Origin of the sequence: Rosistilla carotiformis, from assembly GCF_007753095.1 — a bacterium.
Classification (GTDB): Bacteria; Planctomycetota; Planctomycetia; order Pirellulales; family Pirellulaceae; genus Rosistilla; species Rosistilla carotiformis.
On the sequence record NZ_CP036348.1, the window covers coordinates 7,384,620 to 7,411,353 of the forward strand.

At 56.6% G+C, this 26,734-nt stretch carries 18 protein-coding genes; 12 read left to right on the forward strand and 6 right to left on the reverse strand.

All coding sequences use genetic code 11. From position 1 onward, the window contains the following. The first annotated feature begins 89 nt into the window (after nt 1-89). From Poly24_RS26580 to Poly24_RS26590, 3 genes are all read left to right on the forward strand, one after another. Nucleotides 90-1,664, forward strand: a complete 1,575-nt coding sequence (locus tag Poly24_RS26580) for a 3-keto-disaccharide hydrolase (protein WP_145102485.1) — start codon at nt 90-92, stop codon at nt 1,662-1,664. Nucleotides 1,665-1,802: 138 nt separating this feature from the next. Next, complete coding sequence (locus Poly24_RS26585; protein ID WP_197452195.1) at nt 1,803-2,405, forward strand: YceI family protein; 603 nt, start codon at nt 1,803-1,805, stop codon at nt 2,403-2,405. A 1-nt stretch (nt 2,406) separates the two neighbouring features. After that, complete coding sequence (locus tag Poly24_RS26590; RefSeq protein WP_145102487.1) at nt 2,407-3,327, forward strand: hypothetical protein; 921 nt, start codon at nt 2,407-2,409, stop codon at nt 3,325-3,327. On the opposite strand, the gene Poly24_RS26595 is transcribed toward Poly24_RS26590, so the two are convergent. Further along, nucleotides 3,290-3,853: a DUF4416 family protein gene (locus Poly24_RS26595; RefSeq protein ID WP_145102488.1), complete on the reverse strand. Its 564-nt coding sequence runs from the start codon at nt 3,851-3,853 to the stop codon at nt 3,290-3,292. The genes Poly24_RS26590 and Poly24_RS26595 overlap by 38 nt on opposite strands. 164 nt (nt 3,854-4,017) lie before the next feature. Here Poly24_RS26595 and Poly24_RS26600 point away from each other — a divergent pair, with 164 nt between their 5' ends. From Poly24_RS26600 to Poly24_RS26610, 3 genes are all read left to right on the forward strand, one after another. Beyond that, nucleotides 4,018-5,148, forward strand: a complete 1,131-nt coding sequence (locus Poly24_RS26600; protein ID WP_145102489.1) for a pyridoxal phosphate-dependent aminotransferase — start codon at nt 4,018-4,020, stop codon at nt 5,146-5,148. Between the two features lie 96 nt (nt 5,149-5,244). Then, nucleotides 5,245-5,514, forward strand: coding sequence for a hypothetical protein (locus tag Poly24_RS26605; RefSeq protein ID WP_145102490.1), 270 nt, complete (start codon nt 5,245-5,247; stop codon nt 5,512-5,514). Further along, nucleotides 5,511-5,846 carry a type II toxin-antitoxin system RelE/ParE family toxin gene (locus Poly24_RS26610; protein WP_145102491.1) on the forward strand — a complete coding sequence of 112 codons (336 nt, stop codon included), beginning with the start codon at nt 5,511-5,513 and terminating at the stop codon, nt 5,844-5,846. Before Poly24_RS26605 ends, Poly24_RS26610 begins: the two co-directional genes overlap by 4 nt. Nucleotides 5,847-5,950: 104 nt before the next feature. Here the strand turns inward: Poly24_RS26610 and ilvA are convergent, their stop codons facing one another. From ilvA to Poly24_RS26635, 5 genes are all read right to left on the reverse strand, one after another. Beyond that, on the reverse strand, nt 5,951-7,474 hold the full coding sequence (ilvA, locus tag Poly24_RS26615; RefSeq protein WP_145102492.1) for a threonine ammonia-lyase, biosynthetic: 1,524 nt from the start codon (nt 7,472-7,474) through the stop codon (nt 5,951-5,953). Between the two features lie 207 nt (nt 7,475-7,681). Further along, complete coding sequence (locus Poly24_RS26620; protein ID WP_145102493.1) at nt 7,682-9,127, reverse strand: glycoside hydrolase family 130 protein; 1,446 nt, start codon at nt 9,125-9,127, stop codon at nt 7,682-7,684. Between the two features lie 96 nt (nt 9,128-9,223). Beyond that, on the reverse strand, nt 9,224-11,470 hold the full coding sequence (locus tag Poly24_RS26625) for a glycosyltransferase family 4 protein (protein WP_145102494.1): 2,247 nt from the start codon (nt 11,468-11,470) through the stop codon (nt 9,224-9,226). Beyond that, nucleotides 11,467-12,543 carry a glycoside hydrolase family 130 protein gene (locus Poly24_RS26630; RefSeq protein WP_145102495.1) on the reverse strand — a complete coding sequence of 359 codons (1,077 nt, stop codon included), beginning with the start codon at nt 12,541-12,543 and terminating at the stop codon, nt 11,467-11,469. Before Poly24_RS26630 ends, Poly24_RS26625 begins: the two co-directional genes overlap by 4 nt. 97 nt (nt 12,544-12,640) lie before the next feature. Next, nucleotides 12,641-13,150: a hypothetical protein gene (locus Poly24_RS26635; protein ID WP_231753373.1), complete on the reverse strand. Its 510-nt coding sequence runs from the start codon at nt 13,148-13,150 to the stop codon at nt 12,641-12,643. Nucleotides 13,151-13,873: 723 nt separating this feature from the next. On the opposite strand from Poly24_RS26635, the gene Poly24_RS26640 reads away from it, so the two are divergent. The 6 genes from Poly24_RS26640 (at nt 13,874) to Poly24_RS26665 (ending at nt 26,720) form a co-directional block, all read left to right on the forward strand. After that, a complete protein-coding gene (locus Poly24_RS26640) occupies nt 13,874-15,433 on the forward strand; it encodes a lipopolysaccharide biosynthesis protein (protein ID WP_231753374.1) in 1,560 nt (519 codons plus the stop codon). A gap of 156 nt (nt 15,434-15,589) precedes the next feature. Then, a complete protein-coding gene (locus tag Poly24_RS26645; RefSeq protein ID WP_231753375.1) occupies nt 15,590-16,864 on the forward strand; it encodes a hypothetical protein in 1,275 nt (424 codons plus the stop codon). Continuing rightward, nucleotides 16,861-17,922, forward strand: coding sequence for a glycosyltransferase family 4 protein (locus tag Poly24_RS26650; protein ID WP_145102497.1), 1,062 nt, complete (start codon nt 16,861-16,863; stop codon nt 17,920-17,922). The genes Poly24_RS26645 and Poly24_RS26650 overlap by 4 nt, the downstream gene beginning before the upstream one ends. 3 nt (nt 17,923-17,925) lie before the next feature. Further along, nucleotides 17,926-19,152: a glycosyltransferase gene (locus Poly24_RS26655; RefSeq protein ID WP_145102498.1), complete on the forward strand. Its 1,227-nt coding sequence runs from the start codon at nt 17,926-17,928 to the stop codon at nt 19,150-19,152. After that, nucleotides 19,149-20,687: a GumC family protein gene (locus tag Poly24_RS26660; protein ID WP_145102499.1), complete on the forward strand. Its 1,539-nt coding sequence runs from the start codon at nt 19,149-19,151 to the stop codon at nt 20,685-20,687. Before Poly24_RS26655 ends, Poly24_RS26660 begins: the two co-directional genes overlap by 4 nt. Before the next feature lie 51 nt (nt 20,688-20,738). Next, nucleotides 20,739-26,720, forward strand: coding sequence for an amino acid adenylation domain-containing protein (locus Poly24_RS26665; RefSeq protein WP_197452196.1), 5,982 nt, complete (start codon nt 20,739-20,741; stop codon nt 26,718-26,720). Nucleotides 26,721-26,734 lie beyond the last annotated feature (14 nt).

Here is a 26,734-nt window from a genome sequence, read left to right on the forward strand (position 1 = left end):
AGGGGGTTTCAAAGAAAATAGACTGCTTCGCAATACCACAAGCACCGGCTTGCTGGCGTCGACTCCATTTCCAATTCTCTCAAATTGCAATGAATAACACTAGCAGCTTCAAGGTATTGTTTCTGATCGCCCTGATCGGGACCGTCGTGGGATGCAAGAGCGAGCCCGCCGATCGGCCCGAGGAAACGCCAGCCGAAGCGGTCGAAAAGGCTCCCGCATCGGACGCGCCAGCCGAATCGGAAGCGACTGCCGCGATGGATGATCCCGAATCGCAGCCGGGCGTGATCGTGATGGACGCCGACCAGCTGCTAGCCAACCGCTTGCCCGCCGAACAGGCGAGCCAAGGTTGGGTGCGACTGTTCGACGGCCAAACCTTCTTTGGATGGCAGATCGCTAGCCAAGCGAACTGGCAGATCGACGATGGGGTGCTGAGTGTCGATGACGGCGAAAAGGGCCTGATCTGCACCACCATGCGTTGGCGCGACTATCAACTGTCGCTGGAATTCAAAGCCTCTCCCGAAACCAACAGCGGCGTTTTTCTGCGAACGAATCTGTTCCCAACCGATCCGACGGTCGACTGCTATGAATTGAATATCGCTTCGGTCGACAACCCCTTCCCGACCGGCAGCTTGGTGCAGCGGGAACCGAAAAGCAGCGCCGACATCGCCGCATTCGATTACGACGTGTGGCATCGATACGACATCCGCGTTGAAGGTGCGACCGTCAACGTGAAGCTCGACGGCGTGGAAATCCTCAACTACGTCGATCCCAATCCATTGCCCGCCGGCTTGATCGGTCTGCAATACAACGGCGGCCCGGCAGCATTTCGCGATGTTCGCATCCGCCCGCTGGGACTCGATTCGTTGATCTCCGAGAAGATCGAAGACCACTGGGTCCGCTATCCCGAGATGGAAGGGGATTACCAGATGACCGATGACGGGATGCAGATCACCGGCGGCCGAGCCCAATTGGAATCGAAGGCTCAATACGACGACTTTGCCCTGTTGGCCGAAGTCCGCACCAACGCGGCAGCTTTGAATTCGGGGATCTTCTTCCGCTGCATCCCCGGCGACGTGATGATGGGCTACGAATGCCAGATCTCCAACGCCACGATCGAAGGCGATCCGATGTTCCCGGCCGATTGCGGAACCGGCGGTTTCTTCCGTCGCAAGGACGCTCGGATCGTTGCCGCCGACGATCAGGAATGGTTTTCGATGCTGTTGATCGCCGATGGATCGACGATGGCCGCATGGGTTAACGGACTGCAGGTCAGCGAATGGAGCGACGATCGCGACCCCGACGCCAACCCGCGCAAGGGCCAACGCCTGGAAGCCGGTACGTTGATGCTGCAAGCTCACGATCCGACGACCGATATCCACATCCGCCAACTGGCCGTCGCAACCCTGGCCGCCCCCGTCGAGGAAGCGAAGCCCGAAGCCAAAGAAGAAGTGAAACCCGAAGCGAAGGAAGAAGCCAAGGAAGAGCCGAAACCGGAAATGAAGGAAGAGGCAAAGCCTGAAGCGAAGGAAGAGCCACAGCCCGAGGCGAAAGAAGAGGCAAAGCCCGAGGTGAAGGAAGAAGCGAAACCGGAAGCCAAGGAAGAAGCGAAGCCAGAAGTCAAAGAAGAGGCCAAGCCAGAGGCGGCGGAAGAAACGAAGGAGTAGGCCGGGCGAGAGTAGCCAGGGGCGAGCGGATCGATTCAAATCGGGGGATGTCGCGACGGGCTTGCCCAGCCCTTTATAATGATCGGCCCTCGATTGGTTTGTCTGGATCGAGGCCATTCCTTTAACGAAAGCTCCACGATGAAAAAACTCGCCTCCCTGCTTGGAATCTGCCTACTCTCGACCACCTGTTTCGCTCAAGCGACAGCGACAATTCTGAAGCCTGTCGCTCTGCAGGCTGGTACCGCTGCGATCTCACCTGCGAACTCGCGGATCGATTTTGTCGGCACGCACGAAGGGGACAAGCCCGATCCACGCAAAGGTGGTTTCGGAAAGTTCACGGGGCAAGCGAAGGTCGCCGCCGATGGCTCGCTGCAATCGATAGCTTGGGAGATCGAAACCGGATCGCTGTTTACCGAGATCCCCAAGCTGACCGGACACCTGAAGAACTCCGACTTCTTCGACGTCCGCGAATATCCTAAGGCTTCGTTTCAATCGACCTCCGTCGCCGCCGGTTCGGGTGAAGGGAACTACATCGTCACCGGTGATCTGACGCTGCTGAAGGCGACGAAGTCGATCAAGATCCCCGTTTCGGTCGACGTCTCCGCCGAAGGGCTGACGCTGCACAGTAAATTCAAAATCGATCGCACGCAGTTCGGCATGAACTACGGTCAAGGAAAGGTGAGCAACGATGTCGAGATGACAGTTGCCATCGGCCAGCCGACCGAAGCGGCGGGACGCTAACGTGTTCTCGATCCAGGACATCCTCTACGGCGGGTGCTTGCCCGCCGTGGTTGCGGTGTTTGTCTTTGTTGTCGTATCGCGTGTGTTGCCCGAACAAGCCGGATCTCGCTACGCGTCCGCTGCCGCGTTGACGCTCGGCTTTCTCGCCGGATACGCGATGCTCGCGCTCGGTCCTTGGGCGGCGGAATCGCACTGGCACTGGCTCCCCTACGCGCTGCTGATCGCATCGGTCGCCGGACCGATCGCCGCGGCCGAGGGTGTACATGCCGTCGAACGCTGGCTGATGTTTGCGCTCCTGGGCGGTGTGGTCGCTTGGTTCCTGGTCCCCGACTGGGACGATCTGCAGCCGTCGTGGGCGGTCCATGCCAGCGTCTTGGCGATCTATATCGCTTGCCTGGCTGGTGGTTTGGAATCGTTGGCTCGGCGGATCCCGGGACCTCTGTTGCCCGCAACGCTTTGGATGACGCTCAGCGCGGCCGCCGTGGCGTTGGCCCTTTCGGGCAGCCTACGTTTCGCTCAGATTGCCTTGGCCGGTGCGGCGGCGATGTTTGGACTGACGATCCTCGCCTGGTTCCGCCCGACGAAGACGTCGCTGGTCGGCTGCGGTTTCGCTGTCGCGGTGCTAGTCGCGGGGGCGTTGTTGATCGGGCGAGTTAATTCGTTCAGCGAAGTGCCGCTGGCAACGTACCTGTTGATTCCACTAGCACCGCTGGCGTTGTTTGCCAGTCTCGCCGGACCACTCTCTCGCAGCGAAGGTTTTAAAGGCGTCGTCTTACGATTAGTGCTGCCGATCTTGCTGCTTGGCATCGCGGTCGGGCTGGCGATCGCCGCCGAAGCCGGTTCCGAAGAGATGGACTACAGCATGCGGCAACTCCCGCAACGACTTAACGCTTCTCCGATTCAGCTCGACGCGCTTCTTTAAACAGCGCCTTCAGTTCCTCGCGCGCGGCGTTCAAGAAGTTCATCGCCGGCTCGGTTTGGTAATCGGGATAGGTCCACGGATGCATCTTCCAGCTGCCGCCGGTGAACGACATCGTGACTTCAGCAAAGATGCCGTCGCGGAGATACAGCCGATGGTCGCGGTCTTTGGTCGTGGCCAGAACAAACTTGGCCAGCGTGAGGTAGCCCGAATCGAGATTCAGCGGACGGTCTTCGGGATAGCTGTTCTGGGCCTTGAAATCGAGCTCCCATTGATTGGTCAGCAGCTTCCAATCGGCAAGCTGTTGCGGATCGCGGAGCGGTTCAAAGGCGAAGATCTGTTTCTTCAGATCGTTGCCCATCTCGGCTTGGTAATAATTGGTCATGTCGAAGGCAAACAATTCGCTCTTCAGCCGGACCTGGAACCCGGCGGCGGCAAACGCCGCGACTGACCAATCGAGCGCGTCGTCGTATCGCGTGGTGATCGCGCACAACGGCATCACGCTCTCTGGCATTCGCACAACACCCATTACTGAACCGACCTTTTCTTGGATAGAATAGACGTTTTGAAGTACCCGGTCGACGAACCCTCGCGACTTCGTTCGACCCGAAATGACACGATCCGTTTCGATCGACGCGAAGGTGCCCCGCGTGGCATCGACCGATCTGCAGCAGAACAAAGGCCTTTTTCCCGATGACCAAATCAACGCACCCTTGGCTGGCGGATCGCACGGCGGCTTTCGACAGCAGCGGCATCCGCCGCGTCTTCGATCTGGCGGCCACGCTGAAGGATCCAATTAACCTGTCGATCGGTCAACCCGACTTCGATGTCCCCGACCCGGTCAAGCAAGCCTGCGTCGCTGCGATCAACTCCGGCAAAAACGCCTACTCCCAAACCCAAGGGATCGCACCGCTGCGCGATAAACTGCAATCGCAGCTGGACGCCCAATACGGGCATGCCGATCGCAAGGTCTTCGTGACCAGCGGCACCAGCGGCGGGTTGGTGCTGTCGATGTTTGCGATGGTCAATCCGGGCGACGAAGTGATCTTCTTCGATCCCTTTTTTGTGATGTATCCGCCGTTGATCAAGCTGGTCGGTGGCGTGCCGGTTCCGATCGACACCTATCCCGACTTTAAGATCGACATCCAAAAGGTCGCCGATGCGATCACGCCTCGCACCAAGATGATCCTGCTGAATAGCCCCGGTAATCCGACGGGTGTGATCGCGACCGAACAGGAGCAGCGAGAGCTGGCGGCGTTGGCTGCCGAGCGTGGGATCGCGTTGGTATCCGACGAGATCTACAGCCGCTTCTGTTACACCGACCGTTTCATTTCGCCCGCCGAATTCAACGATCAAACGATCGTGATCGATGGCTTCAGCAAAAGTCATGCGATGACCGGATGGCGGGTTGGATTTGTCCACGGCCCGACCGCAGTTGTCGAGACGATGACCAAGTTGCAGCAATATTCGTTTGTCTGCGCCCCGCAGCCGGCTCAATGGGCGGCGCTCGAAGCGATCGACGTCGATGTCGACGACTACCGCCAACAATATCAAGGCAAACGCGACCGGATCATCGACGCGTTGAAAGACGACTACGAAATCGAAGTCCCGGGCGGCGCGTTTTACATCTTCCCGAAAGTCCCTTGGGGAACGGGAACGACGTTTGTCGAAGCGGCGATCGCGGCGGGGCTGTTGATCATCCCGGGCGGGATCTTCAGCGGTCGCGACACCCACTTCCGGATCTCCTACGCCGCCAGCGACCAGACGATCGATCGCGGCATCGAAGTCCTTAAGCAACTCGCCCGATCGGGCCCCAAGGCGTAAAACGCCCGGGAGCGGGGCGGCGGATGCCTCGAGTCGACAAACGGTTTAGCCAATGTTTTTACCCGCGACTTCCGGGCTTTGTGGTAAACTTTTGTTATGACTCTCAAGCTTTCGAAAGACTTATCGGATGCGTTGCATGCGAACGGCAGCAACGGATTGGAAGTTGTCGATCCCGACAGCAACCGCATATATTTCGTCGTCGATGCTGATATTCATCGACAGGCGATGGAGGCGTTGCGTCGTCAGCAAGACCGAGAAGCGATCGCGCTGGGGATTGCAGAGATGGAAGCCGGCGAAGGGACTTCGGTCGACGAAGCCTTCGAAGGGATTCGGGCAAATCTCAGCCTGCCGCAGCGAAAGCAGTGAACCACCGCCTGATTATTCTGCCGCAGGCTCGGGCCGACGTCCAGCGAAACGCTTTGTGGTGGGCAACGCATCACTCATCGGAACAAGCCGCCCGGTGGCTCGACGCGGTCCAATCGCAATTGGAGTCGATCGCGGAGTTCCCGGAAAGCCATTCGCTCGCGGCTGAAAATGATGATTTCGCCTACGAGATTCGTGAAAAACGCGTCGGACTGGGAGCTCGCCCGCGATACCGCGCCGTTTTCACACTCGCAGATGATGCGATCTACGTACTGGCCATTCGAGCCGCCGAGCAGAATCGGCTCACCGAAGACCAAGTCGGCTTTGATGCTTGAAACGCAATGCTGCATCGTCAGCGTACACTGAGGCCGCTGCTGCTTGTCCGAAAGAGCGCGATTGCCGGTCACGCGACGGGGGGCAAGGAGTACCGAAGCGTGGATCATCGTAAGAAGAGGTGATAGACCGGGTTGGCCGTTTCGTCGGCGTAGCGGTAACCCAAGGTGTCGATGAAGTCGGCAAAGGCCTGCAGTTCTTCATCGGGAACCTGGATGCCTACCAGGATCCGGCCGTAATCGGCGCCTTGATTGCGGTAATGGAACAGGCTGATGTTCCAGCTGGGATGCATGCTGGACAGAAAACGGACCAGCGCGCCGGGACGCTCGGGGAATTCGAAGCGATACAGTCGCTCATTTCCCACAAGCCGGCTGCGGCCGCCGACCATGTAGCGCAAGTGCTCTTTGGCCAGTTCATCATCCTTGAGGTCCAACGCGGCGAAGCCTTCGGTGGCGAGCGACTGTTGAATTTCGGGAAGTTCCCCACGGCTGCTGATCGCCAGACCGACCAACACATGGGCTTCGCGTTCATCCGAGATGCGGTAGCTGAACTCGGTGACATTCCGCTGCCCAATGGTCTGGCACAATCGCTTGAAGCTGCCGCGCTGCTCGGGAATCGTGACCGCCAGCAGTGCCTCGCGTTCTTCACCCGCTTCCGCTCGTTCGGCGACAAACCGCAGCCGGTCGAAGTTCATGTTCGCACCACAGGTGATCGCCACCAGCCTTTCGCCTTGTAGGCCGTGCTGCGCGATGTACTGCTTCATTCCGGCGATCCCCATCGCCCCAGCCGGTTCCAAGATGCTGCGGGTATCTTCAAAGGCATCTTTGATGGCGGCACAGACGGCGTCGGTATCGACGGACACAAAACCATCGACCAATTCCCGCGTCAATCGGAACGTTTCGGTGCCAACAACTTTGACCGCCGTGCCGTCGGAAAAGAGTCCCACATCGTGCAGCGGGACGACGCTGCCGGCATCGATCGACTGGATCATCGCATCGGAATCACCCATCTGAACGCCGATGACTTTGATCTCGGGGCGAACCGCTTTGATATAGGCAGCGACGCCCGAGATCAGCCCGCCACCGCCGATCGCCACAAACACGGCATGGATCGGATGCTGATGCTGACGCAGGATTTCCATCCCGATCGTTCCCTGACCCGCGATCACATCGGGATCATCAAACGGATGCACAAAGACATATCCATGTTGCTGTTCGAGCTCCAGAGCGTGCGAATACGCGTCGGAATAACTGTCGCCATGCAGGACGATCTGGGCACCCAAGTCGCGGACGGCGTCGGACTTCAATTTCGGTGTTGTCACCGGCATCACGACGACAGCTTGGCACCCTAGCTGGCGGGCGCTGAGCGCAACGCCTTGCGCATGGTTCCCAGCCGAAGCACATACCACACCGCGAGCCAGTTCCGCCGAGGAGAGTCGTGACATCTTGTTGTACGCGCCGCGCAATTTGAAACTGTGGACCGGCTGCGTATCCTCGCGTTTCAGCCAGACCTGGTTGCCGAGCCGCGCAGACAATTTGTTCGCCCGTTCCAATGGCGATTCGATCGCGACATCGTAGACCCGGGCGTTGAGTATCCGTTGCAAGTATCCCAACAAGCGTTTATCCGTCATTGGCTCTCTCAATTCACATCGCTTCCGTTGACTCGATCCCGTTGCACCAAACCTATCGCAACAACCCTTCGGACAATCCCAGCATATGCCAAATCACCGTCGAGCGATCGGGGGCCTTGGTCCTTGAGCCAGATCCATTGCTTTGAAGGGATATCCGCCAGCCGATTGGCAATCGTTTGGCCATCATGATGATACCGTGCCAACGGTTTAAGTCATTGCCGACAGCAGTTCGTTGAGATCGACGGTTGCAAACGTCGTGGCGTAATCGGACATGGCGTAGGGAATGACCAGTTGGTTCTCGTGAACGAGTGCGCCACAGGTGTAGACTACATTCGGGACGTAGCCTTCGCGTTCGTTTTCGTTTGGTGTAATCAAGGGTTCTTGCAACCGGGCGATGATCTTCGATGGATCTTCCAGATCTAACAGCATCGCACCGATGCAGTACTTCCGCATCGGACCGACACCGTGCGTCAGAACCAACCATCCGGCTTTGGTTTCGATCGGCGAACCACAGTTCCCCATCTGGACGAACTCCCAGGGATTGGTTGGTTTGACAATCATCTCCTTGGTGTACCAAAAGTAGAGCAAGTCGGAGTACATCAGAAACAAATGCTCTCCATCTTGTCGACCAAGCATCACGTAGTGGCCGTTGATCTTTCGAGGAAAGAGCGCCATGCCCTTATTCGCAACGGCCGGACCGTTGAGTGTGTGCATTTTGAATTGCAGGAAGTCCGCGGTTTCCAGCAATTGAGGCAACACCATTTTGCCATCGTAGGCGCTGTAGGTCGCATAATAAGTGCATCGACCATCCTCTTCACAAAAGCGAACAAACCTGGCGTCTTCGATCCCATTTGTTTCCGTGGGGCTGTAGGGGAAGATGACGCGTTCGGACAACTCGTGATCTGGACTGTATTGAATCTCGTAGTTCGATTTCGCCAGCATGACGACCTGTTCCACAAGGGGCACCAGTTCATCGTGCTGCGATCGATGCTCCCGCAGTGAGATATTCAATCGATTCTCGAGCTGTTCGAGTGTAAAGACGGTCTCGAGTGACGACAGAACTTCAAAGATGAACGTCGTTCCCAAGCCGAGTTCGATCAATTTGCGTCGGAACAAATCGTTTTCATAGCGTGAGTCGGGAACAAACTGAGGCGTCGTCACAAACCGAACCGGATCGTCGATCCTGATTTCCTGGTCTTTGCCGATCGTTCCCGAACGGAACACGATCGACGAAATATGTCCCTCGCCAACGGCCCGTAAACTCATCGCAAACCGCCGTTCGCCATTCGCGAGATTTGATTGATCGGGATGCCAAACAAGCGAAGGGTTGAAAAGCGCGGCAGATTCCAACGCGTATTCCTGAGTGAAATAGGCTCCCAACAGTAGACGCCGGTTCTCGCTCAACGGGGCATCGGTGAGCAGGTGATGGCGAATACTCAGAAACCGTTGCTCAAAGAACGCTTTGGGTTTTTGGTGGCGTCCATGAAATTCTTCATAGACTTGATTCAATAGCGCGTCGACCTCCCTCTCGGCGAGCGTGGAAACCCGTGCAATAACGCGAAGGATTCGATCGTCGGTCGGCGGCTGAAACGGCCGCAAGACAACGCGTTTCTTGTTGGGCGAAAGTACGATTCCGGTGCGTTGAATGTGCATGTGTGCCGATGGAAAAGAACATAAAGAGTAAGGTCGGTTTATCGTCTGTCGTCCTCCTGTTGACGGGGCACGACGACGGGCTAGAAGCCGATCCCGTTATTCGAGTGACGCGAGTTGTTGCATTTCAGCGAGCGACAACAAGAATGCCAACGTCGATTCGGCGCCTTGATTCTCGTTCACTTGATTTTCCATCAGCCCGTCGTAGCAGCCGCCAGTGGATGCATCGTAGAGTGGCATGCCGAGATCGTTGCGGCCCAGAAACCAATCGAATGCGAGGTGGGCTTGCTCTGCCCAGCCAGCGTCACTGGTGACTGCGTAGGCTTCGATCGACGCCGAGACCATCGCATGCGCTTCGATCGCTTGTTGATCAAAGATCGCCGTCGTTCCATCGTCTCGACTGAAACCATTGCAACCAATCGGGCGAAAACGGCCTTCCGGGGACCGTTGTTTCTCACCCAACCAACGCAGCGATTTCAATCCGATCTCGGTCGCTCGAGCGTCTCCAGACGATCGGCCATAGCTGAGCAGTGCCTGAGGCAATTTGGCGTTGTTATAGGTCGCGACGTTTTCAAACCATGGCCAATCATCGGTTGCCACCGATTCGTACATCTCGATCAGCTTCTTTGCCAGACGCTCGCTCATCGTACTGGCGACGCGATCACCGTGATAACGCCGTAAGTACTCGTGGATGCCGAGAATACCGAGCGCCCAAGTGCGGGGCGATGTCGTGTTTTCACAAGAGGAGAGCGCCCGATGAAACAACTCCCGCGCCCACGACACCATTCCGCCGCGGCGCGATCGGCCGATGCAAATCCCCAGCGCCCAGAGCGCTCGCCCTTGAGAGTCGTCCGAACCATCGCGTTCCAACCAACGCCGGTCAAAGCTCATGAAGTTGCGAAAGCGGCCGGTGTCTCGATCAAAAGCGACGTTGAGAAACGCGGCGTATCGGGACGCGAGCATCTGGACATCGGGGGAATCCTTGCCCAGTTCCTCGATCAAAACCGTCAAGATCAACGCCCGCGCATTGTCGTCGGTGCAATAGCCGTGACCGTGATCTGGAATCGAATAAATCGCGTGTTGCACAATTCCTGTCGAATCGCTCATGTGTTGCAAGTGATCCAACTGCATCTGCGGCAACGCCAACGGTCGCTCGTCAAGCGTCCGCACGGCCAACGGCTTTCGCTGAATATTGTGATCTTCAAGCGCATGCTTGAATGAGCTCACATACAACTGCGAGACATGGTCCCAGGTCATGTCGCGGCCCAGCAAATACGCCTGCTCACGCATCGCCGAACGCCGCGGTTCGTCTGCCAGCAAACCGATCACTTCACGAGCGATCGCCTTGGGATCGGCGAATGGCACCAGCACGCCGCGGCCGTCGGCCAACAGCTCTTCGGCGTGCCAGTAGGGCGTGGAGATGACCGCTTGCCCACATCCAAATGCGTAGGCCAGCGTTCCCGATACCGCTTGCTGCGCATTCAAATAGGGCGTGATGTAAAGGTCCGCGGTGCCGATAAATTCAGTGAGTTCATCCAGCTCCACAAACCGATTGTAAAAGCTAACGTGCTTAGTAATTCGTAGTTCTTTCGCCATCCGTTCCAAGCTGATTCGATAACGCTCGCCTTGTTCACGTATCAAACTCGGGTGCGTCGCACCGAGCACGAGATAGATGAAGTCGGGGAAGTGTCGGATGATCTCGGGAATCGCTTGCAAGACATGTTCGATGCCTTTGCCGGGCGAAAGCAATCCGAAGGTCAGCGCGACCGATCTGCCTTCGACGCCAAACTGCTCTTTTAACTTCACCTGATCGATGTCGGGTCGATTCGGAATACCATGGGCGATCAAATCAACCTTTTCGCTCGGTACTGCGTAGGTGTTGATCAGCGTCTGGCGACTTCGCTCGGTCATCACGACCAGCCGACTCGAAAGCCGAACCAACTGTTTCATCACCGCGCGTTGGCTCTGATTCGGATCCGACAAAACCGTGTGCAGTGTCGTAACGACAGGCATCCGCAAGTCGCGTAGCAAAGCTAACACATGGCTTCCACTGGCCCCGCCATAAATTCCAAACTCGTGTTGTAGGGAAACGATATCGACGTTGCTGAAGTTCAAAAAATCAGCCGCCGCGCGATAGTCGTCGAGTTCTTGTTCCACCACCTGAAATTGAACTTCGTCCTCGTAGTCGTAGCCGCCCACGATATCGTCCATCGGCACGACAATGCAATTCGCGTCAGAGGCTTTGGCGATCGCGGATCGCAAGTCGTGAGTGAACGTCGCGATCCCGCATTTGCGAGGCAGGTAGTCGCCGATGAAAGCTATTTTGTGTAGGTCGTGGTTCGTCATATGAGAGATTGAGTTCGAGGGGCCATCGATTCGAGTACAGCTTGTTTGGAAAACTCAGCCATCCCGACGCACCGATCGGCGGCTCCGTAGTAGACTTGCAACACGTCGCCTTGAAGGAACATCGCAGTCGGAAAAACAACATTCGGTACAAATCCGCAGGTTTCAAAATCGGCGGTGGGCACCATGATCGGCCGTTGCGATCGAGCAATTACACGCGACGGATCGTATCGGTCCAACAAGATCGCCCCAGCGGTATATCGGCCGACCTTTCCCGCTACGGTCGATGACTCGCTACCGTGGTAAAGAAGCAACCAGCCCTCGTCGATCAAGATTGGTGGCGGTCCACTCCCCACACGATCCCCTTCCCACGATTCGGATCCACAAAAGAGTGGTTCATGGCGTCCCCAATCGATCATGTTGGAGGAACGGGCGATCCAGATCTGTGGTCGACTGAATTGCGACCGCGGATTCGGACGATGGAGTGCCACTAACTCGCCGTCGATCTTTTCCGGAAACAAAACAACATCTTTGTTTTCGCTAGGAAAAATGATGCCGTGACGCTCGAACGCGATCAGATCCCGCGACGACATGAGGGCCGTGCAGGCACCGAATTTGGATACCGAGACGTAGGTGATCCAATAAGTGTCGTCGATCTTTGTGATTCGAGGATCTTCGATTCCATAGTCTTCCGTCGCGCCCGATGGCAAAACCAATGCGACAGCTTTCCACCGGCCCTCGGGTTCAAGCGAACGGCGCCACGCTTGGAAGTGCGAAACCGAAGTCAAACGCAGATTGCCGGTCTTGCTGACCATAACAACCCGAGCATCTATTTTTTGCAAATCCTCGTCGCAAACCCAATCCACCGTCGCCGTGCTGTCGCAGCCCCAACGTGGCAGCGGGGTCCATCCGTGTCGCTGTTCGAGAGTCGTCTCCGCGACACGTGCCAACATGACGGCGTCGTTTCCCTGAATGGTGACTGCGGGATTCATCACCCCCACAACCTCCCATCCGGATTGTGACGGGTTGATGTCCGACGGTTGCAGCAACAACGTCGCTCGCAGTCTTTGGGTCATAGACTAGCCCTCCACAATGGCATTAAGTTCGATGTTTTTGAAAGTCCTCTTCTCGATCGGAAATTGCAAAGAAACGTCGGTTTAAGGGCTTGTGGCTCTAGGGGACCGATTGACGAATAACTATCTCAGGCGATTGCACGCGGTAGGCGTCCGATTTCTCATCGCGAATCAAATGATACGTCGGTAGGACCGTCACGTGCTTCTGTTCCAATGCTTCTAAAGCGGCCTGGAACGTGGCTGCATAAATGACCGACTGATTGGGTGAATTTGCATCGAGCACCATCAAATGCAGCACTTCAAGATCGTCTTGATTTTGCAGAAAACCTTTTACCAGTGGATAAGGTGTCAAAGGAATTGTGCCCGCCCGCAGGAATGCGTCGTATTGCGGCTTGCTGGAAAACGCGAAAATGGCGGAAACCGCGGGCTCACCTGGCATCTGCTTCACCACTGGACCAAGCGGGTGAAGGCCCTTCCTCAACACATAACGAGGCATCGCAGCAGCACAATCCATCATCGTCGCCTCCTTGGCGAAAGAGCAAACCACCGCGAACGATCTGAAAAAGAGAGTCTTCGACGCTCCTGCCAACTCATGCGTTGCGATTGGCAACGGTCAGAAGAATGGGCGGACACCAAGATGCGGTTGCCGCGAGCATCGACCTACAACGCGTCATTCATTGATGCATCTGTTCGCGCAGGCTATCACTTCACCATACAGTGGTTTTGATTCGACACAAGGCCTAACAAGACGAACCCTCCAACACTTTGATTCCTTTACGCAACTTCGTAAAACATGTTTCGTCCCCAATCGGCGTATTCTGATAGATCGATGTCGCCGCGCTGAAACAACCTGGGGGACCGTTGGCTACAGAGCCAGCCTTCGAGAGTGACTGCCTAGTCCGATTCGCTTCCCTTGTCTCAGCCGTGAACAACCATTGCCTGCAAGAGCTGCAAATGGGCCGCTTGGAGGCCGCCACGCCAAACGGCCCCGTTCGGGGCGACACTCGGGTCCGCTCAATACCGGCATTTCGGCGCCTCGTTCTTAAATGCCAAACATCCAGCAGATGCGAAGCCATGCATCGATTGCGGCAGGCTCACCCCAATATGTGGTAATCGCATCCCTCATCACTTTGGGGGTGGCGTACGTTTCGCGAACCAAAAAGCGGGTTCGGATACACGGATTCTCTCAGTTGCGCAGTCGGCACAACCGTCAATCGTTTTGAATCTGCGGCAGCCGCGTTCGAAATGCCGTGGTTCCATGCAAGATAGAGCCCCGGTGTTTGGATGTCCACGATATCCGGTGGTGGAGTGACGCGGGAACCGATTTAACTTGATGAGTGACAAACTGCAAAACGCGACGATGCTGATGCCGCCGGATTCGGCGACCGCTGGTCCATCGCATGCGCAACCACCGCAGCGACACCCCGACGGTAGGTCTGCTGAGACAGGGTCCGACGCGTCGTCTAACGAGCGCCATCTTGGGTCGAGACTTCAAGGAACTCAAAAGCGTCTGTTCCGTGAGAGCGTCTGGGTCGTTGGTGGTCGGTTGTTGGGGATTGGAACCGCGATTGCAATCAACGTGGTGCTTGCCCGCGTGTTGCCTCCAGCCGACGTAGGTGTCTTCTTTCTGCTGGCCAGCATCTTAACTTTTGCTGGTTTCATGGCCATGTTTGGCCTCAACGCGGGCATGGTTCGATTCGTTTCCGAACGGATCGGTTTGAACGATGTTGCGGGAGCTCAAGCGGTACTGCGCCAAGGAACCAAGGTAGCCGTCGCGTCGATCCTGACGGGCAGTCTGATCTGTTGGGGTTTCCTGCATTTCGCCGGCGAACAGGTGTTTGGTGTCACCAACCTCGCGGTGCTTGCCCCCTTGGTCGCTCTGAGCGTACTCGGATCAGCGACGATCCAGCTGGCCGCTAGTCTGCTTCGCAGCTTCCACGACTCACGATTGTCGATCCTTTTAACGGGCCAATTCGGCGGCCCGTTGTGCAATTTACTATTTATAGGATCAACCGTTGCCGTCAGTCGATGGATCGTTCCATCGTTGGAACAAGTGATGGTGTTCTGCACGATCTCACTTTGCTTACTGATCCCCGTGGCGATCATCAGCGTTCAAAAAATCGCGCGATCACGGTTGGCAGAGATCGAACCAAGTAGCACGCCCTCCAGCCTGTTGCCGATGTCCACGTTGTTGATCGTCTGCTTGCCATTGATGCTCACGCAGGGGCTTTCCTATATCACCGGCCAAGCGGATATCTGGATTGGCGGGGCGATCGTCGATCACGAACAATTGGCACTTTACGCGGCGGCGCGGCGATTGATGTTGTTGATCGGGATGCCGATGCAACTGGTGAACCTGACCGTAATCGCATCGATCGCCGAACTGCGCGCTCAGGGACGCCTGCAAGATCTACAACGCATTCTACGCTCGGCGGCAACCTTCGCAGCGGTGGTCGCAATCGCTGTTTGCATTCCGATCATGATCTTCCCCGCACAGATTGCAGCGTTCATCTTTGGGCCGTTCTATGCGGACGGGGCGATGGTGTTGCGTATCCTCTGTATCGGACAACTCGTCTTCGTTTGTGTCGGCGCGGCTGAACTCACCTTGATGATGTCGGGGCAACATATGAAAGCGTTGTCGATCAATATCTTCACTTCGATCAGCCTCTTCATCAGCGGCGTTTTGATGACTCAGCAATGGGGCATCGTGGGCTTGGCGATCGCTTGGACCTCCATCGTATCGTTGCAATGCATCGGCTTTTGTCTATCCGCCCGTTGGTCCGTGGGAGTCTGGACCGTCATGGACGTGCGGGTTTTGCGGACGGGGCGGGAAATTCTGGCCGCGGTTCGAGCGAAGTTCAAGAAAGCAAACAACATTGGTTCATTGGAATAAACAAGTCCTATTACGATGCATCGTAAGAGCTTCGGCAGAACTCCAATGGGGTGATTCGCCTAAGCCACCGATGGTTCACCGATCACACAAATCTCGATAATCGTTTCCCAATCTATCCACAACTTCAGTACACTCTCGCGTCTCCGCTTCATCCTCATGTCCACTGTCACGTTGCCAACCGAACCGACACAAACCAATGGAGTTGCCACCTTGGCGTCCATTGTTTGGCAACCGTGTTTGGTATTCATGCCGTTTCTGGCAATGGGCGGTCTGTTGTGGTTGTGCCCTTCGATGGAAGGGGCTGCCGGCTATCGGATTCGCGAAGAATTGTCGATGGGAAACCTGATGGTGCTTGTCGGATGGTACGGATGTATCTTTGCATGTGCCGCGATGGGGCAACGACTTGCCTTGTCGCTCCCTCGTCTCAATGTGATGGCACGCGACGCGTTTGATTCAACCGTCTTCTACAAGGCACTCACCTGTCTGGCCTTTATTGGCGTGGCGGGTGCGTGGATGGCGGCGCTTCGTAACGGCGTCTCCGTAGTGGAATTGATCAAGACGCAACAGTTCAACCTGCTGAAGGATTCTCTGTACGCGAACTACAACCACCTGTACACCTTGCGTTACACGACGTCGCTGGTGGGTGGATACGCGCTGTACCGGCTGGTTTTCCTTCGCCAAGTCAATCGTTTGGACATCTTGAACCTGTGCTTGATGCTCGCCGCAACAGCGATCTCTGCGCGGATTTTGATTATCCAAGCGGTCATCTTTTCCGGTGGCTTGGCAATTCGATTCGATGACCTTCGCCGCGTGAAAACGCGAACGATCACGATCGCGGCGCTCGGGTTGGCGATCTGTATTGTCGCCTTCACCTGGGTCCGCAGCGCTGGCAGCTACCGCGATTACTTTGGAGTCGAGAATCCCCTGGCAATGACCTTCTTGGAGATTCAGCGTTATGTTGGCGCACCGGTTCAAGCGAGCATGGGCGTGGCGCGGATGGCAGCCGAACAACCTTCGCGTGGTTCACTGGGGAACCTCATCAAATACACAACACCCACCTTCCTACATCCCGATGCTTTAAAGGTTGAAGACAATTCCGGCGGCGTCGCCGCCCAGTGGTACCTTCACGATGTGGATATCGATGAAACACTTACAACCAACTCCGCATTTGTGGAGATGTACGGCGATCTAGGTTTTTGGGCGTTTCCCGTCGTCGCATGGGCCAGCTTTTTGATGGCCGCTGTTGGCAGCTACTTTTGGCGCGCCGATAACCTGCTGTGTCTGATCGGCTGCGTCGTACTGTACGGCTTCTTTGAACTGTGGCGAACGTTCTACTTCACCGCCGGTTCGTTCACCTTCATGATTCTTGCGGTGCTTGTCGCCGCCACCGCAGCCACGTTGATCAAACCCGTACCGAGGACGGCATCATGAGCGCAAGTCGCAATCTCATTTACGATTCACGCTGGATCAGCCCGACCGGGATCGGACGGTTCGCCAGTGAATTAGGCGATCGACTGCCATGCCTGCATCACCAGGCGATCGGCGGTAGCCCGACCAGTCCCTTGGACTGTCTGCGGTTGGGTTGGATGCTGTGGAATACCGACCGCGCCTTTTTTTCGCCCGGCTTCAATGTGCCACTGACATCCCCGATGCTGGCGAAGCGATCGTTTGTGTTCACGATTCATGATTTGATCTATGTGAATCATCCCGCCGAAGCATCCCTCGCCAAACGACTGTATTGTCAACATGTGATCCGCCCCGCGGCGCGGCGTGCATACAAAGTTCTCACCGTCTCCGAATTCTCAAAACGCGAAATCGTCGACTGGGCGAGAATCGATCCCTCACAAATTGAAGTGGTCTACAACGGCGTTGGCAGCGCATTCACACACGCGGGTCCGAAACACGATCTCCATCGTCCCTATCTTCTGTACGTGGGAAACCAACGCCCGCACAAAAACGTGGGTGGGCTGCTGCATGCCTTCGCACAAATTTGCGGCACCCGAGATGTCGATCTGGCGATCACCGGTCAAGCGACGGCGGAAACCGTCGCGACGATGGAAAAATTAGCGATCGCCGGACGCGTTCACTTTCTCGGAAAATTGTCCGACGACCAACTGGCCGCTGCCTACCGCGGCGCTCAAGCGACCGTCTTGGCCTCAGAATATGAAGGCTTTGGTTTACCCGTGATCGAATCGATGGCGTGTGGTACGCCGGTGGTCTGCAGCAACGTCACATCGTTACCCGAAGTGGCGGGAGACGCCGCCGTGCTGGTTGAAACCCACCCGGACAGCATCGCCGCTGGGATCCGCCGCGTTCTCGAAGACCCCACATTGCAGCAAACATTGATCGCGGCGGGACTGAACCGCGCCGCCGATTTCAGCTGGGAAGCGACGGCGGCCAAAGTGCTCCAGGTCCTTCAACCACTCACCGTTGCCGCGACGCAATCCGTCCCAACGCTTATTCAACCTCTGGAAGCTTCTGTGAAGTAACCCATGAAAAAAATTGCACTGATTCATGAATGGCTAACCACCTACGCAGGCTCCGAGCGCGTGGTGGAACAGATGCTGCTGCAGTACCCCGAATCGGATCTGTTTGCCGTCGCCAACATCTTGTCCGCCGAAGATCAGAAGTTCCTTCGCGGAAAAGAACCGACAACCAGCTTCATTCAAAAGTTGCCGTTTCTAAAGAAGTTCCTCCGCCACTATCTGCCCTTGATGCCGATGGCGGTGGAGCAGTGGGATCTGAGCGCATACGACGTCATCCTGTCATCGAATCATGCCGTTGCCAAAGGCGTGATCTGTGGTCCCGATCAACTGCATATCAGTTACGTTCACACACCGATCCGTTATGCCTGGGAGTTTCAGGCGCAGTACCTGCGTGAGTCGAAGCTGACCTGGGGCGTGCGGAGTCTGTTGACCCGAATGATCTTGCATTACATGCGACTGTGGGACAATGTCTCGTCGACCCGCGTGGACGCATTTGTGGCCAACAGTCAATTCATCGCGAACCGGATTCAGAAGTGCTATGGCCGCCAGGCGGAAGTCATCTATCCGCCGGTCGATGTCGATGCGTTCGCGCCCAGCTACAAGAAAGAAGACTACTACATCGCCGCCTCGCGTTTGGTTCCCTATAAACGGGTCGATCTGATCGTCGAAGCTTTCCGGTTAATGCCAGAACGCAAACTGTTGGTGGTGGGCGATGGACCGATGTACAAGACGCTCAAGGCAAACTGTCCGGCCAATGTGGAATTGATGGGCTATCTGCCGCATGAACGGATGAGCCAATTGATGCAGGGGGCCAAGGCATTTGTGTTTGCCGCCGAAGAGGACTTTGGAATCACATCGGTCGAAGCCCAAGCTTGTGCGACGCCGGTGATCGCTTATGGTCGCGGGGGCAGCTTGGAAACCGTGGTCGAAGGAGTCACTGGATGCTTCTTTGAGGAGCAGATTCCACAAAGCGTGGCGGACGCCGTCGCTACCTTTGAGAATCACCAAGATCACTTTGATTTGAAGGCCACGCGACAACATGCCGAAGGCTTCCGACCCGAACGGTTCCGCGAAGAACTCGCAAATTTTGTCGACTCCCAGTGGGCGCAATTTGTCGTCAACCGTCGTCGGCGTCCTCAACAAACCTTTTCTAAAACGACCCCCGGTTCGTTGAATCTGCCAGTCGACAACGCGTCGAACTTGGTTAATCTCGCAGGAGTGTCAGCCCAATGAATACTGAATCCCCCAACGCAGCAAACCCCCTAAATCTTGTCCAAGCCTGTTGGCAAAACAAGGGCAAGATGCTGATCGTCTTTGCTTTGGTGATGGTTGCCACCGTGGGCATTCTGGGCCAGTTGAAGCTGAAATACACTTCGGAGGCTAAGTTATTCATTCGGCTGGGTAAAGAAACCATCGGTCTGGATCCTACCGCGACCGTCGGTCAAACGGTGTCGGTTCAAGAGGCACGTGAGAAAGAGATTCATTCGGTGCAATCGCTGGTCCACAGTCGGAACGTTTTGGAACGCGTGGTCGACAACGTGGGCATCGATCGCATCTTGGAGAAAACCGATGGGAAGGAAAAAAATTGGTTGCCGATCGATCTCGATTACATCAAATCGCTCAGCCCCGTCTACGTCGATAGTCCACGCGACACGGCGATCGCCAAGCTCGAAAAGCAACTGGTGACGTTCAACCCGCGCTCCACTGCAATCATTGGTTTGCGGTATGAAACGATCAGTCCCGAATTGGCTGCCGAGGTGCTTCAAGAAGTGATCGAGTCCTCGATCGACGCACAGGTTCGCGTTCACCAATCCGCCGGATCCAACGACTTCTTCCTCTCACAAACCCGACAGCAAGCCGAAGAGGTCGCCAAACTGGAAGATGAACTGTTGCGGTTCAAAAACGAAACGGGCGTCTCCGAATTAACACAACATCGGCAACTCAAGATTGCACAGATCGCATCGCTGCAAGATGCCTTGATGGACACGATCGCGAAGAGCGAAGCGGTAACTCGGGAAATCGAATCACGTACGCAAATGATATATGAACTGCCCGCCCGAGTCCGGTTGTCCGAAACCACCGGGTTGCCCAGCAGTGCCGCCCAAGGAATGCGAGAGCAACTGTATTCGTTACAAATGGTAGAAAACGAACTCGTTTCACGATACCAACCCGATCACCCCAAAGTCCGGCAAACACGCGCTCAAATTGCCGCCGCGCAAGAAACACTGGAATCCGAACATGTCCTGACACAGGTCACGATGGGCGTGAATGAATCGCGACGTGAAATGGAATCGGCATTGCTCAATCAACAAGCCATTGCGGACTCGTTGGCGGCGCGCAAGACGATCTTGACGCAACAGATTGCCGAACTGGGAGAAGAACTCAAAGAGATCAATCAAAGTGAAATTACGTTAGCGCAGATCTCACGCAAACTCGATTTGGCCCGCGCCAGTTATCAAGACTACGCCAAACGCTCCGAACTCGCTCGGTTGGACGTGGCGTTGAGTTTGGGAAATCTGTCAAATCTCAGCGTTTTACAACAGCCTAGCGATTCCAAGATCCCCTCCAGCCCCAAAGTTGCCTTGACCCTGGTCATGGGCACGACGATCGCGATCTTCTTGAGTCTGTTTGTTGGCGTCGTCTCGCAATGGTGCGGCGCTCCATCCCACCACATGGCGACGACCAATGGCACAAATTCTGTGCTACCCTTGCGAGGGCTTCCATTTGCCGAAGCCGCAAACCGCTTCTTTTCCTTTCGATGGCTCTAACTTTTTGCGATTCGGAAGGGCACGATGACAATGATCCAAAGAGGACTGCCAATGCACCCAACTCGAACCCTGAGGGATTCCGAGTCGCTTGGCAATGCGGTTGTTCCAACGCCAGCTCTGGGTACCTTGTCGTCGTGTTGTGCGCGTTTGTCGCCAGTCGAATATGACCAACTGGTCGACTTGTGGAATCGGACCGAACACCGCTGGGACGATGCGCCTTGCCTGCACGAGCTGTTCACGACCCAAAGCAAGCACACCCCCGATGCCATCGCAGTGATCCATGGCGATCTTCGATTGACCTATGCCGAATTGGAAGAACGCTCGCGACGGGTCGCCTGTCGGTTGATCGAATTGGGAGTCTCTCCAGGTGATCGGGTCGCGGTGGTCGCCGACGGGACACCCAACGCCTACATCGGTTTGCTTGGCATCCTACGTGCTGGCGCAGCCTACCTTCCGATCGATCCCACGTTTCCCGCCGACCGCATCCGCTTCTTTTTCGAAGACGCCGCGGTCCGGTTCGTCGTGGGAAATATCGATCCTGCAAGATTCGAAGACCATCCCGGGCTGACGTTCGTCCAGTGCGATGAACTGCCCACCGGCAATATCGATTGTTTGCCCAGCGTCGCGCCAACCAACCTCGCCTATGTTCTGTTTACCTCCGGTTCTACAGGCAAGCCGAAGGGAGTCATGCTCAATCACCAGGGACCGGTGAATACTGTTCGCGACATCAACTTGAGCTTCGATGTGCAAGCAACCGATCGCGTCTTGGCGTTGTCGGCCCTTGGCTTCGATCTGTCGGTCTATGATCTGTTTGGAATGTTTGCCGCCGGCGCGGCGATTGTTCTACCGACCCCCGAACAATCGCGTGATCCCCACAGCTGGCGCAGGTTGATCGAACAACATCAGGTCACGATCTGGAACACGGTCCCGGCTTTGATGGATATGTTCGTCACGAGCTTAGACGCGTCGACCACTTTGCCCAGCCTGCGCCGCGTGATGCTCAGCGGCGACTGGATTCCCGTCTCGCTGCCCGACCGCATACGCCACGCAGCCCCCAAAGCGCATCTGTATTCGTTGGGCGGCAGCACCGAGGCATCGATCTGGACGGTTCTATACCCGATCGATCGCGTCGATCCCGATTGGCGGAGCATTCCCTATGGCAAACCGCTCCGCAACCAACGCTGCTATGTCGTCGATGCCGAACGAAAGTTGTGCAAGATCGGCGAGGTGGGTGAATTGTGTCTGGCAGGCGTTGGTGTCGCTCTAGGCTACGTGAATCGACCCGAATTGACACAAGAACGCTTCATTCCGGATCCCTTCTCTCCCGGAGACACTCTTTATTTAACCGGCGACCTGTGTCGTTACGGTGAAGATGGAAACCTTGAATTTCTGGGGCGGCAAGATCATCAAGTCAAGATCCGCGGCTACCGAATCGGCCTCGGCGAGATCGATGCCGAAACGCAAAAGCTGCCCGCCGTTCGCGATGCGGTCGTCGTCGCCAGCGAAGAAGAGGCCGGTGCGCGATTGATCGCGTATGTGGTCTTTGAATCGGGACAACAGCTGACGCTCGAGGAATTGCAGACCCAGCTGGCGGCAAGTCTTCCAAAATATATGCTGCCCGCCGCCATGGTCCCGCTAGATCGATTGCCGCTGACCGCCAATGGCAAGATCGATCGCAAGGGTTTGCCCTCCCCGACGGCGACGCGAGAAGCGAGCCCGAAGCAGCAGCCCAGCAATCCCACCGAAGCGGCCGTCTGCGAGATCTTATCCGAACTGTTGCATCGCGATCCGATCGATCCGCGCGATGGCTTCATCGCGCTGGGTGGAAATTCTTTGGTCGCCGTGGCGTTGGCCAGTCGGCTCAAAACCGTTTTCGGAATCCAGATCCCGTACTGGGATATCCTGGCCAATTCTCCCAACGCGATCCGACTGGCATCGCGGATCGAGACGCATCGCCAATCGCCGCAGCCAGTGGCCAGCACGCTCGTCGAAATCGGCAGCACGCCTCTCGATGAAGCTCCGTTGTCGTACCAACAGCAGCAGATCTGGGTCGAACATTTCCTGAAATCGAACCGCGCTCGATACAACATCCCCCTCGTGTACGACCTTGTGGGAGAGGTCGATCTGTCGGCGCTTCAACAAGCGTTCACCTTGTTGATCGATCGCCACGCGATCCTGCGAACGCTCTATACACCAACCAGCTCCGGTTTAACGCAGCGGCCGATCGAGCCGACGCAGTTTACGGTGGAGTCGGTCGATCTGGGACAGATCGATTCGGCGACGCGGCAACAAACGATCGATGCGCAAACGCTGGCCTTTGTTTCGGAAGGCTTTGACCTCGACCATCAAATCCCGATCCGTGCGGCTCATTTTAAATTGAGCCCCAACCAATCGCGGATGGTCGTGTCGGTACATCACATCGCGTTCGATGGCCATTCGATCGATCTGTTGCATCGCGATCTGGCCAGCTTCTATCGAGCGATCGTCGATCGAAAAGGCCCAACGCTCGCCGCGTTGCCCTACCAATACGCCAACTACGCGTTGGCGCAGCAGACAGCGGACGGTTCCGATCTGTTGGATGCCGACCGCGCGTACTGGCAACGTCAATTGTCGGGAGAATTGCCACAACTGGATCTGCCCCGCGACCCTTCCGACGCCGCGGAGTCCGAGGGGGATACGATCTCGTTGCAGATCGATCGCGATTTGCTGGACGCGGCGAGAAGGTATTCTTCCAATCGCCAATCGACCCTCTTCGTGACGCTGTTGGCTGCGATCAAGGCGACGCTGTTTCGGTATACGGGGCAACAGGATCTGATCGTCGGATCGGCAGTCGCGGCGCGACCCGAGGCGGAGATGGAGGATCTGATCGGATATTTCATCAACGTGCTTCCGTTGCGAACTCAGTTTGCCGCCAGCGAATCGTTTGATGCGTTGCAAACGAAGGTCCGTGAAACGACCCTCTCGGCGATGGCGCATCAGAACTATCCGTTGGAGTTGATGAAGCGAGAGATCTTCGCGTCGCAGGGAACCGGCACGTCGCCATTCCGCGTCTTGTTTGTCCTCGAAAATGAACCCTGTTCTCTGGAGCTGACGGGTGTCGAAGCGCGTCGGGTTCCGATGGAGACGCAGACCGCGAAGTTCGATCTGTTGATCGCTGCCAGCGAATCGGACGCGAGCCTGCGAATCGATCTGCAGTACCGCTGCCAAAACTTCTGCCGCGAACGGATCGTTCATTTCGGAGAACATCTGACGACGTTGCTCTCCGCCGCGGTCGAAGCACCCGCAACGCCAGTCGATCGATTGCAGATGCTTCCGGCATCGCAACGTGCTTCCCTGCTGCAAGGCCCGATCGGCAGCAGCGCTTCGACGGGCGATCCAAACGCGACCGAACAATGCGATGATTCGGATCGTCGGCTTTCGCCTTCGGTGCTGACGTTGTTCGATGCCCAAGTCGAACGAAGCCCCGACAGCACGGCTGTCTGTTTTGAAGAGCAAACGTTCTCCTATGCGGAACTCGATCGCCGCGCGACGATCTTGGCATCGCGGTTGATCGAACTGGGAGTGCTTCCCGATCTACCGGTCGCGCTCAGTATCACGCGGTCGCCAGAGATGGTGGTCGCGGTTTTGGCGGTCCTGAAGGCCGGCGGGTGTTACGTTCCGGTCGATCCCGCGCTGCCACGGCACCGCCGCAAACAGATCCTCGACGATTGCCAACCGCAGGTCTTGCTGACGCTGACGGGATTGACCAACGATTTGGAACTTAACGAATCGGCGACGCCAACTCTGCGGCTGGATACCTTCGATTTTTCCAACCATCCGGCCAGCACCATCGAATTGCCCGCTCTGTCGGCTGATAATTTGGCGTACATCCTGTATACCTCCGGATCGACGGGCAAGCCCAAAGGCGTAGCGATGCCTCACGGTGCGGTCGCCAATCTGATCGCATGGCAGTTGGAAAACTCGCAGGCCGATCCAACGACCAAGACGCTGCAGTTTGCGTCGTTGGGATTTGATGTCTCCTTTCAAGAGATCTTTGCGACGCTGTGCAGCGGTGGTCAGTTGGAACTGGTAAGCGAAGATCGGCAACAAGACCTGCACCGATTGTGGAAGTTCATCGTCGACGCGAAGATTGGTCGAATCTTCGTTCCATTTGTTGTGCTGCGAACGCTTTGTGAAATCGCGGGGGATTCGGCGCGAGAGGCGTCGCTTCGCGAGGTGATCACAGCGGGAGAACAGTTGCAAATCACGCCGGCGGTGCGCAAGTTCTTCCAACAGCAACCCGGCTGCCGACTTTGGAATCACTACGGGCCGACCGAAACCCACGTCGCGACCGGTTATCGTTTGGCGGCGGATCCGAGCACGTGGCCTGCGATTCCGCCGATCGGCAAACCGATCGATCGTTGCGTTGCCCTGGTTCTCGACGAACACATGCAACCGCTACCTCAGGGAATCGAAGGCGAACTGTATCTCGGCGGCGCCTGCGTCGCACGCGGCTACTATCAGAATCCCTCGCTGACACAGCAGCGTTTTGTGAGCGGTCCGTTGGCAACCCCCGCGTGCGATCGGATGTATCGAACCGGAGACATCTGTCGACTCAACTGGGATGGCGAACTTGAATTCGTCCGCCGCAATGACGATCAGATCAAACTGCGCGGCCACCGCGTTGAACTGAGCGAGATCGAGACGGTGCTCAACCAGCACGCCGACGTGAAGCAAGCCGTTGTTTGTTTCGACCCCAGCAGCCTGGGCGGTCATTTGATCGCGTATGTGTTGTCCGATTCGGAAGAGATCCGCGTCGATGACCTGAAGCAATTTTTACAGTCGCGGTTGCCAGCGTACATGCTGCCCAATGTGTTTTGCATCGTCGATGATTTTCCCAAAACCGCCAGTGGAAAGATCGACCGCAAACGTTTGCCCAAGGTCTCGCCATCGGTTGAGGCTTCGGAAAGGCAAGCGACGGAAGCTTCGACACCCAACGATCCTCTGATCGCTCGTCTGTTGGAGATCTGGCGATCGGTATTGGACACCGACCAGATCGACGCCCACAGCAACTTCTTCGATTGCGGTGGAGACTCCCTCGCGGCGGCCCTTCTGTTCGCGCGGATGGAAAGCGAATTTGGTCAGGCGTTGTCGATCACGAAACTCGTGGAATGTCCTACCGTCACAAAGCTGGCGGAACTGTATCGTCAGGACGACGATCGGGTCGAGGGCTGCTGGAACGAAGTCATGCGGATCGATCCGCAGCAATCCGCGTCGACGGCGGCTCCGCTCTTCTGTCTGCCCGGAATCGACGGCCATCTACTCAACTTCCGCGATTTGGCGGCCGCCATCGGGCAGGATCGTCCCGTATATGGGCTGCAGCCCTACGGCCTCGATGGCAATAGTTCCCCCTGCACAAGTATCGAAGAGATCGCCAGCCGACACGTTCAAGAGATCCGTCGTGTGATGCCAAACGGACCGTATCATCTGGCGGGATTTTCGTTTGGCGGAGTCGTCGCGTATGAGATCTCTCAACAATTGCGTCGTGCCGGCGAACAGGTGACCCTTGCGATTCTCGATGCTTATACCGGACTGCCCAAACTGGCGCCGTTGTATCAACGCTTCGCATTCCATCTGCGTTTTGCGCGGCAATGCGACGGGTGTCAACGTTGGAAATACCTTGCCGAACGCGTGACCGGTTTGGTCGCCGCGATCCAGCATCGTTTCGGTTGGATCACGATGGAACAGCGGTTGGAACGAATCATCAACGCCAAAGGAAACTACGCAAAAGTTGCCGCCATGAATATGACGGCGTTGGATGAGTATCGCCCTACGGCCGCCCAAGGGCCGGCGACACTCTACCGTGCCAAGTTCCGCGCCGATTGGCCTGGCCAGGACGCTACCGATCCCAACATGGGATGGGGCAACGTCTTCGACACCGATGACTTGGACGTGATCGAAGTCGAAGGAGCGCACGCCAACATGCTTTCCGAAGCCAAACTGGCCGGCCTAGTCGAACATCTCCGCCGCACCATGTCGCGCGACGACGTTTGATACCGACGTGTTTC

Bases quoted from the DNA above. Each gene is read 5' to 3' on its own strand.
- Poly24_RS26580 (WP_145102485.1), top strand. From the start codon at position 90: ATGAATAACACTAGCAGCTTCAAGGTATTGTTTCTGATCGCCCTGATC.
- ilvA (WP_145102492.1), bottom strand. From the start codon at position 7,474: ATGACGGATAAACGCTTGTTGGGATACTTGCAACGGATACTCAACGCC.
- Poly24_RS26630 (WP_145102495.1), bottom strand. From the start codon at position 12,543: ATGACCCAAAGACTGCGAGCGACGTTGTTGCTGCAACCGTCGGACATC.
- Poly24_RS26640 (WP_231753374.1), top strand. From the start codon at position 13,874: ATGAGTGACAAACTGCAAAACGCGACGATGCTGATGCCGCCGGATTCG.
- Poly24_RS26585 (WP_197452195.1), top strand. From the start codon at position 1,803: ATGAAAAAACTCGCCTCCCTGCTTGGAATCTGCCTACTCTCGACCACC.
- Poly24_RS26645 (WP_231753375.1), top strand. From the start codon at position 15,590: ATGTCCACTGTCACGTTGCCAACCGAACCGACACAAACCAATGGAGTT.
- Poly24_RS26620 (WP_145102493.1), bottom strand. From the start codon at position 9,127: ATGCACATTCAACGCACCGGAATCGTACTTTCGCCCAACAAGAAACGC.
- Poly24_RS26650 (WP_145102497.1), top strand. From the start codon at position 16,861: ATGAGCGCAAGTCGCAATCTCATTTACGATTCACGCTGGATCAGCCCG.
- Poly24_RS26625 (WP_145102494.1), bottom strand. From the start codon at position 11,470: ATGACGAACCACGACCTACACAAAATAGCTTTCATCGGCGACTACCTG.
- Poly24_RS26595 (WP_145102488.1), bottom strand. From the start codon at position 3,853: ATGGGTGTTGTGCGAATGCCAGAGAGCGTGATGCCGTTGTGCGCGATC.
- Poly24_RS26665 (WP_197452196.1), top strand. From the start codon at position 20,739: ATGCACCCAACTCGAACCCTGAGGGATTCCGAGTCGCTTGGCAATGCG.
- Poly24_RS26605 (WP_145102490.1), top strand. From the start codon at position 5,245: ATGACTCTCAAGCTTTCGAAAGACTTATCGGATGCGTTGCATGCGAAC.
- Poly24_RS26660 (WP_145102499.1), top strand. From the start codon at position 19,149: ATGAATACTGAATCCCCCAACGCAGCAAACCCCCTAAATCTTGTCCAA.
- Poly24_RS26600 (WP_145102489.1), top strand. From the start codon at position 4,018: ATGACCAAATCAACGCACCCTTGGCTGGCGGATCGCACGGCGGCTTTC.
- Poly24_RS26655 (WP_145102498.1), top strand. From the start codon at position 17,926: ATGAAAAAAATTGCACTGATTCATGAATGGCTAACCACCTACGCAGGC.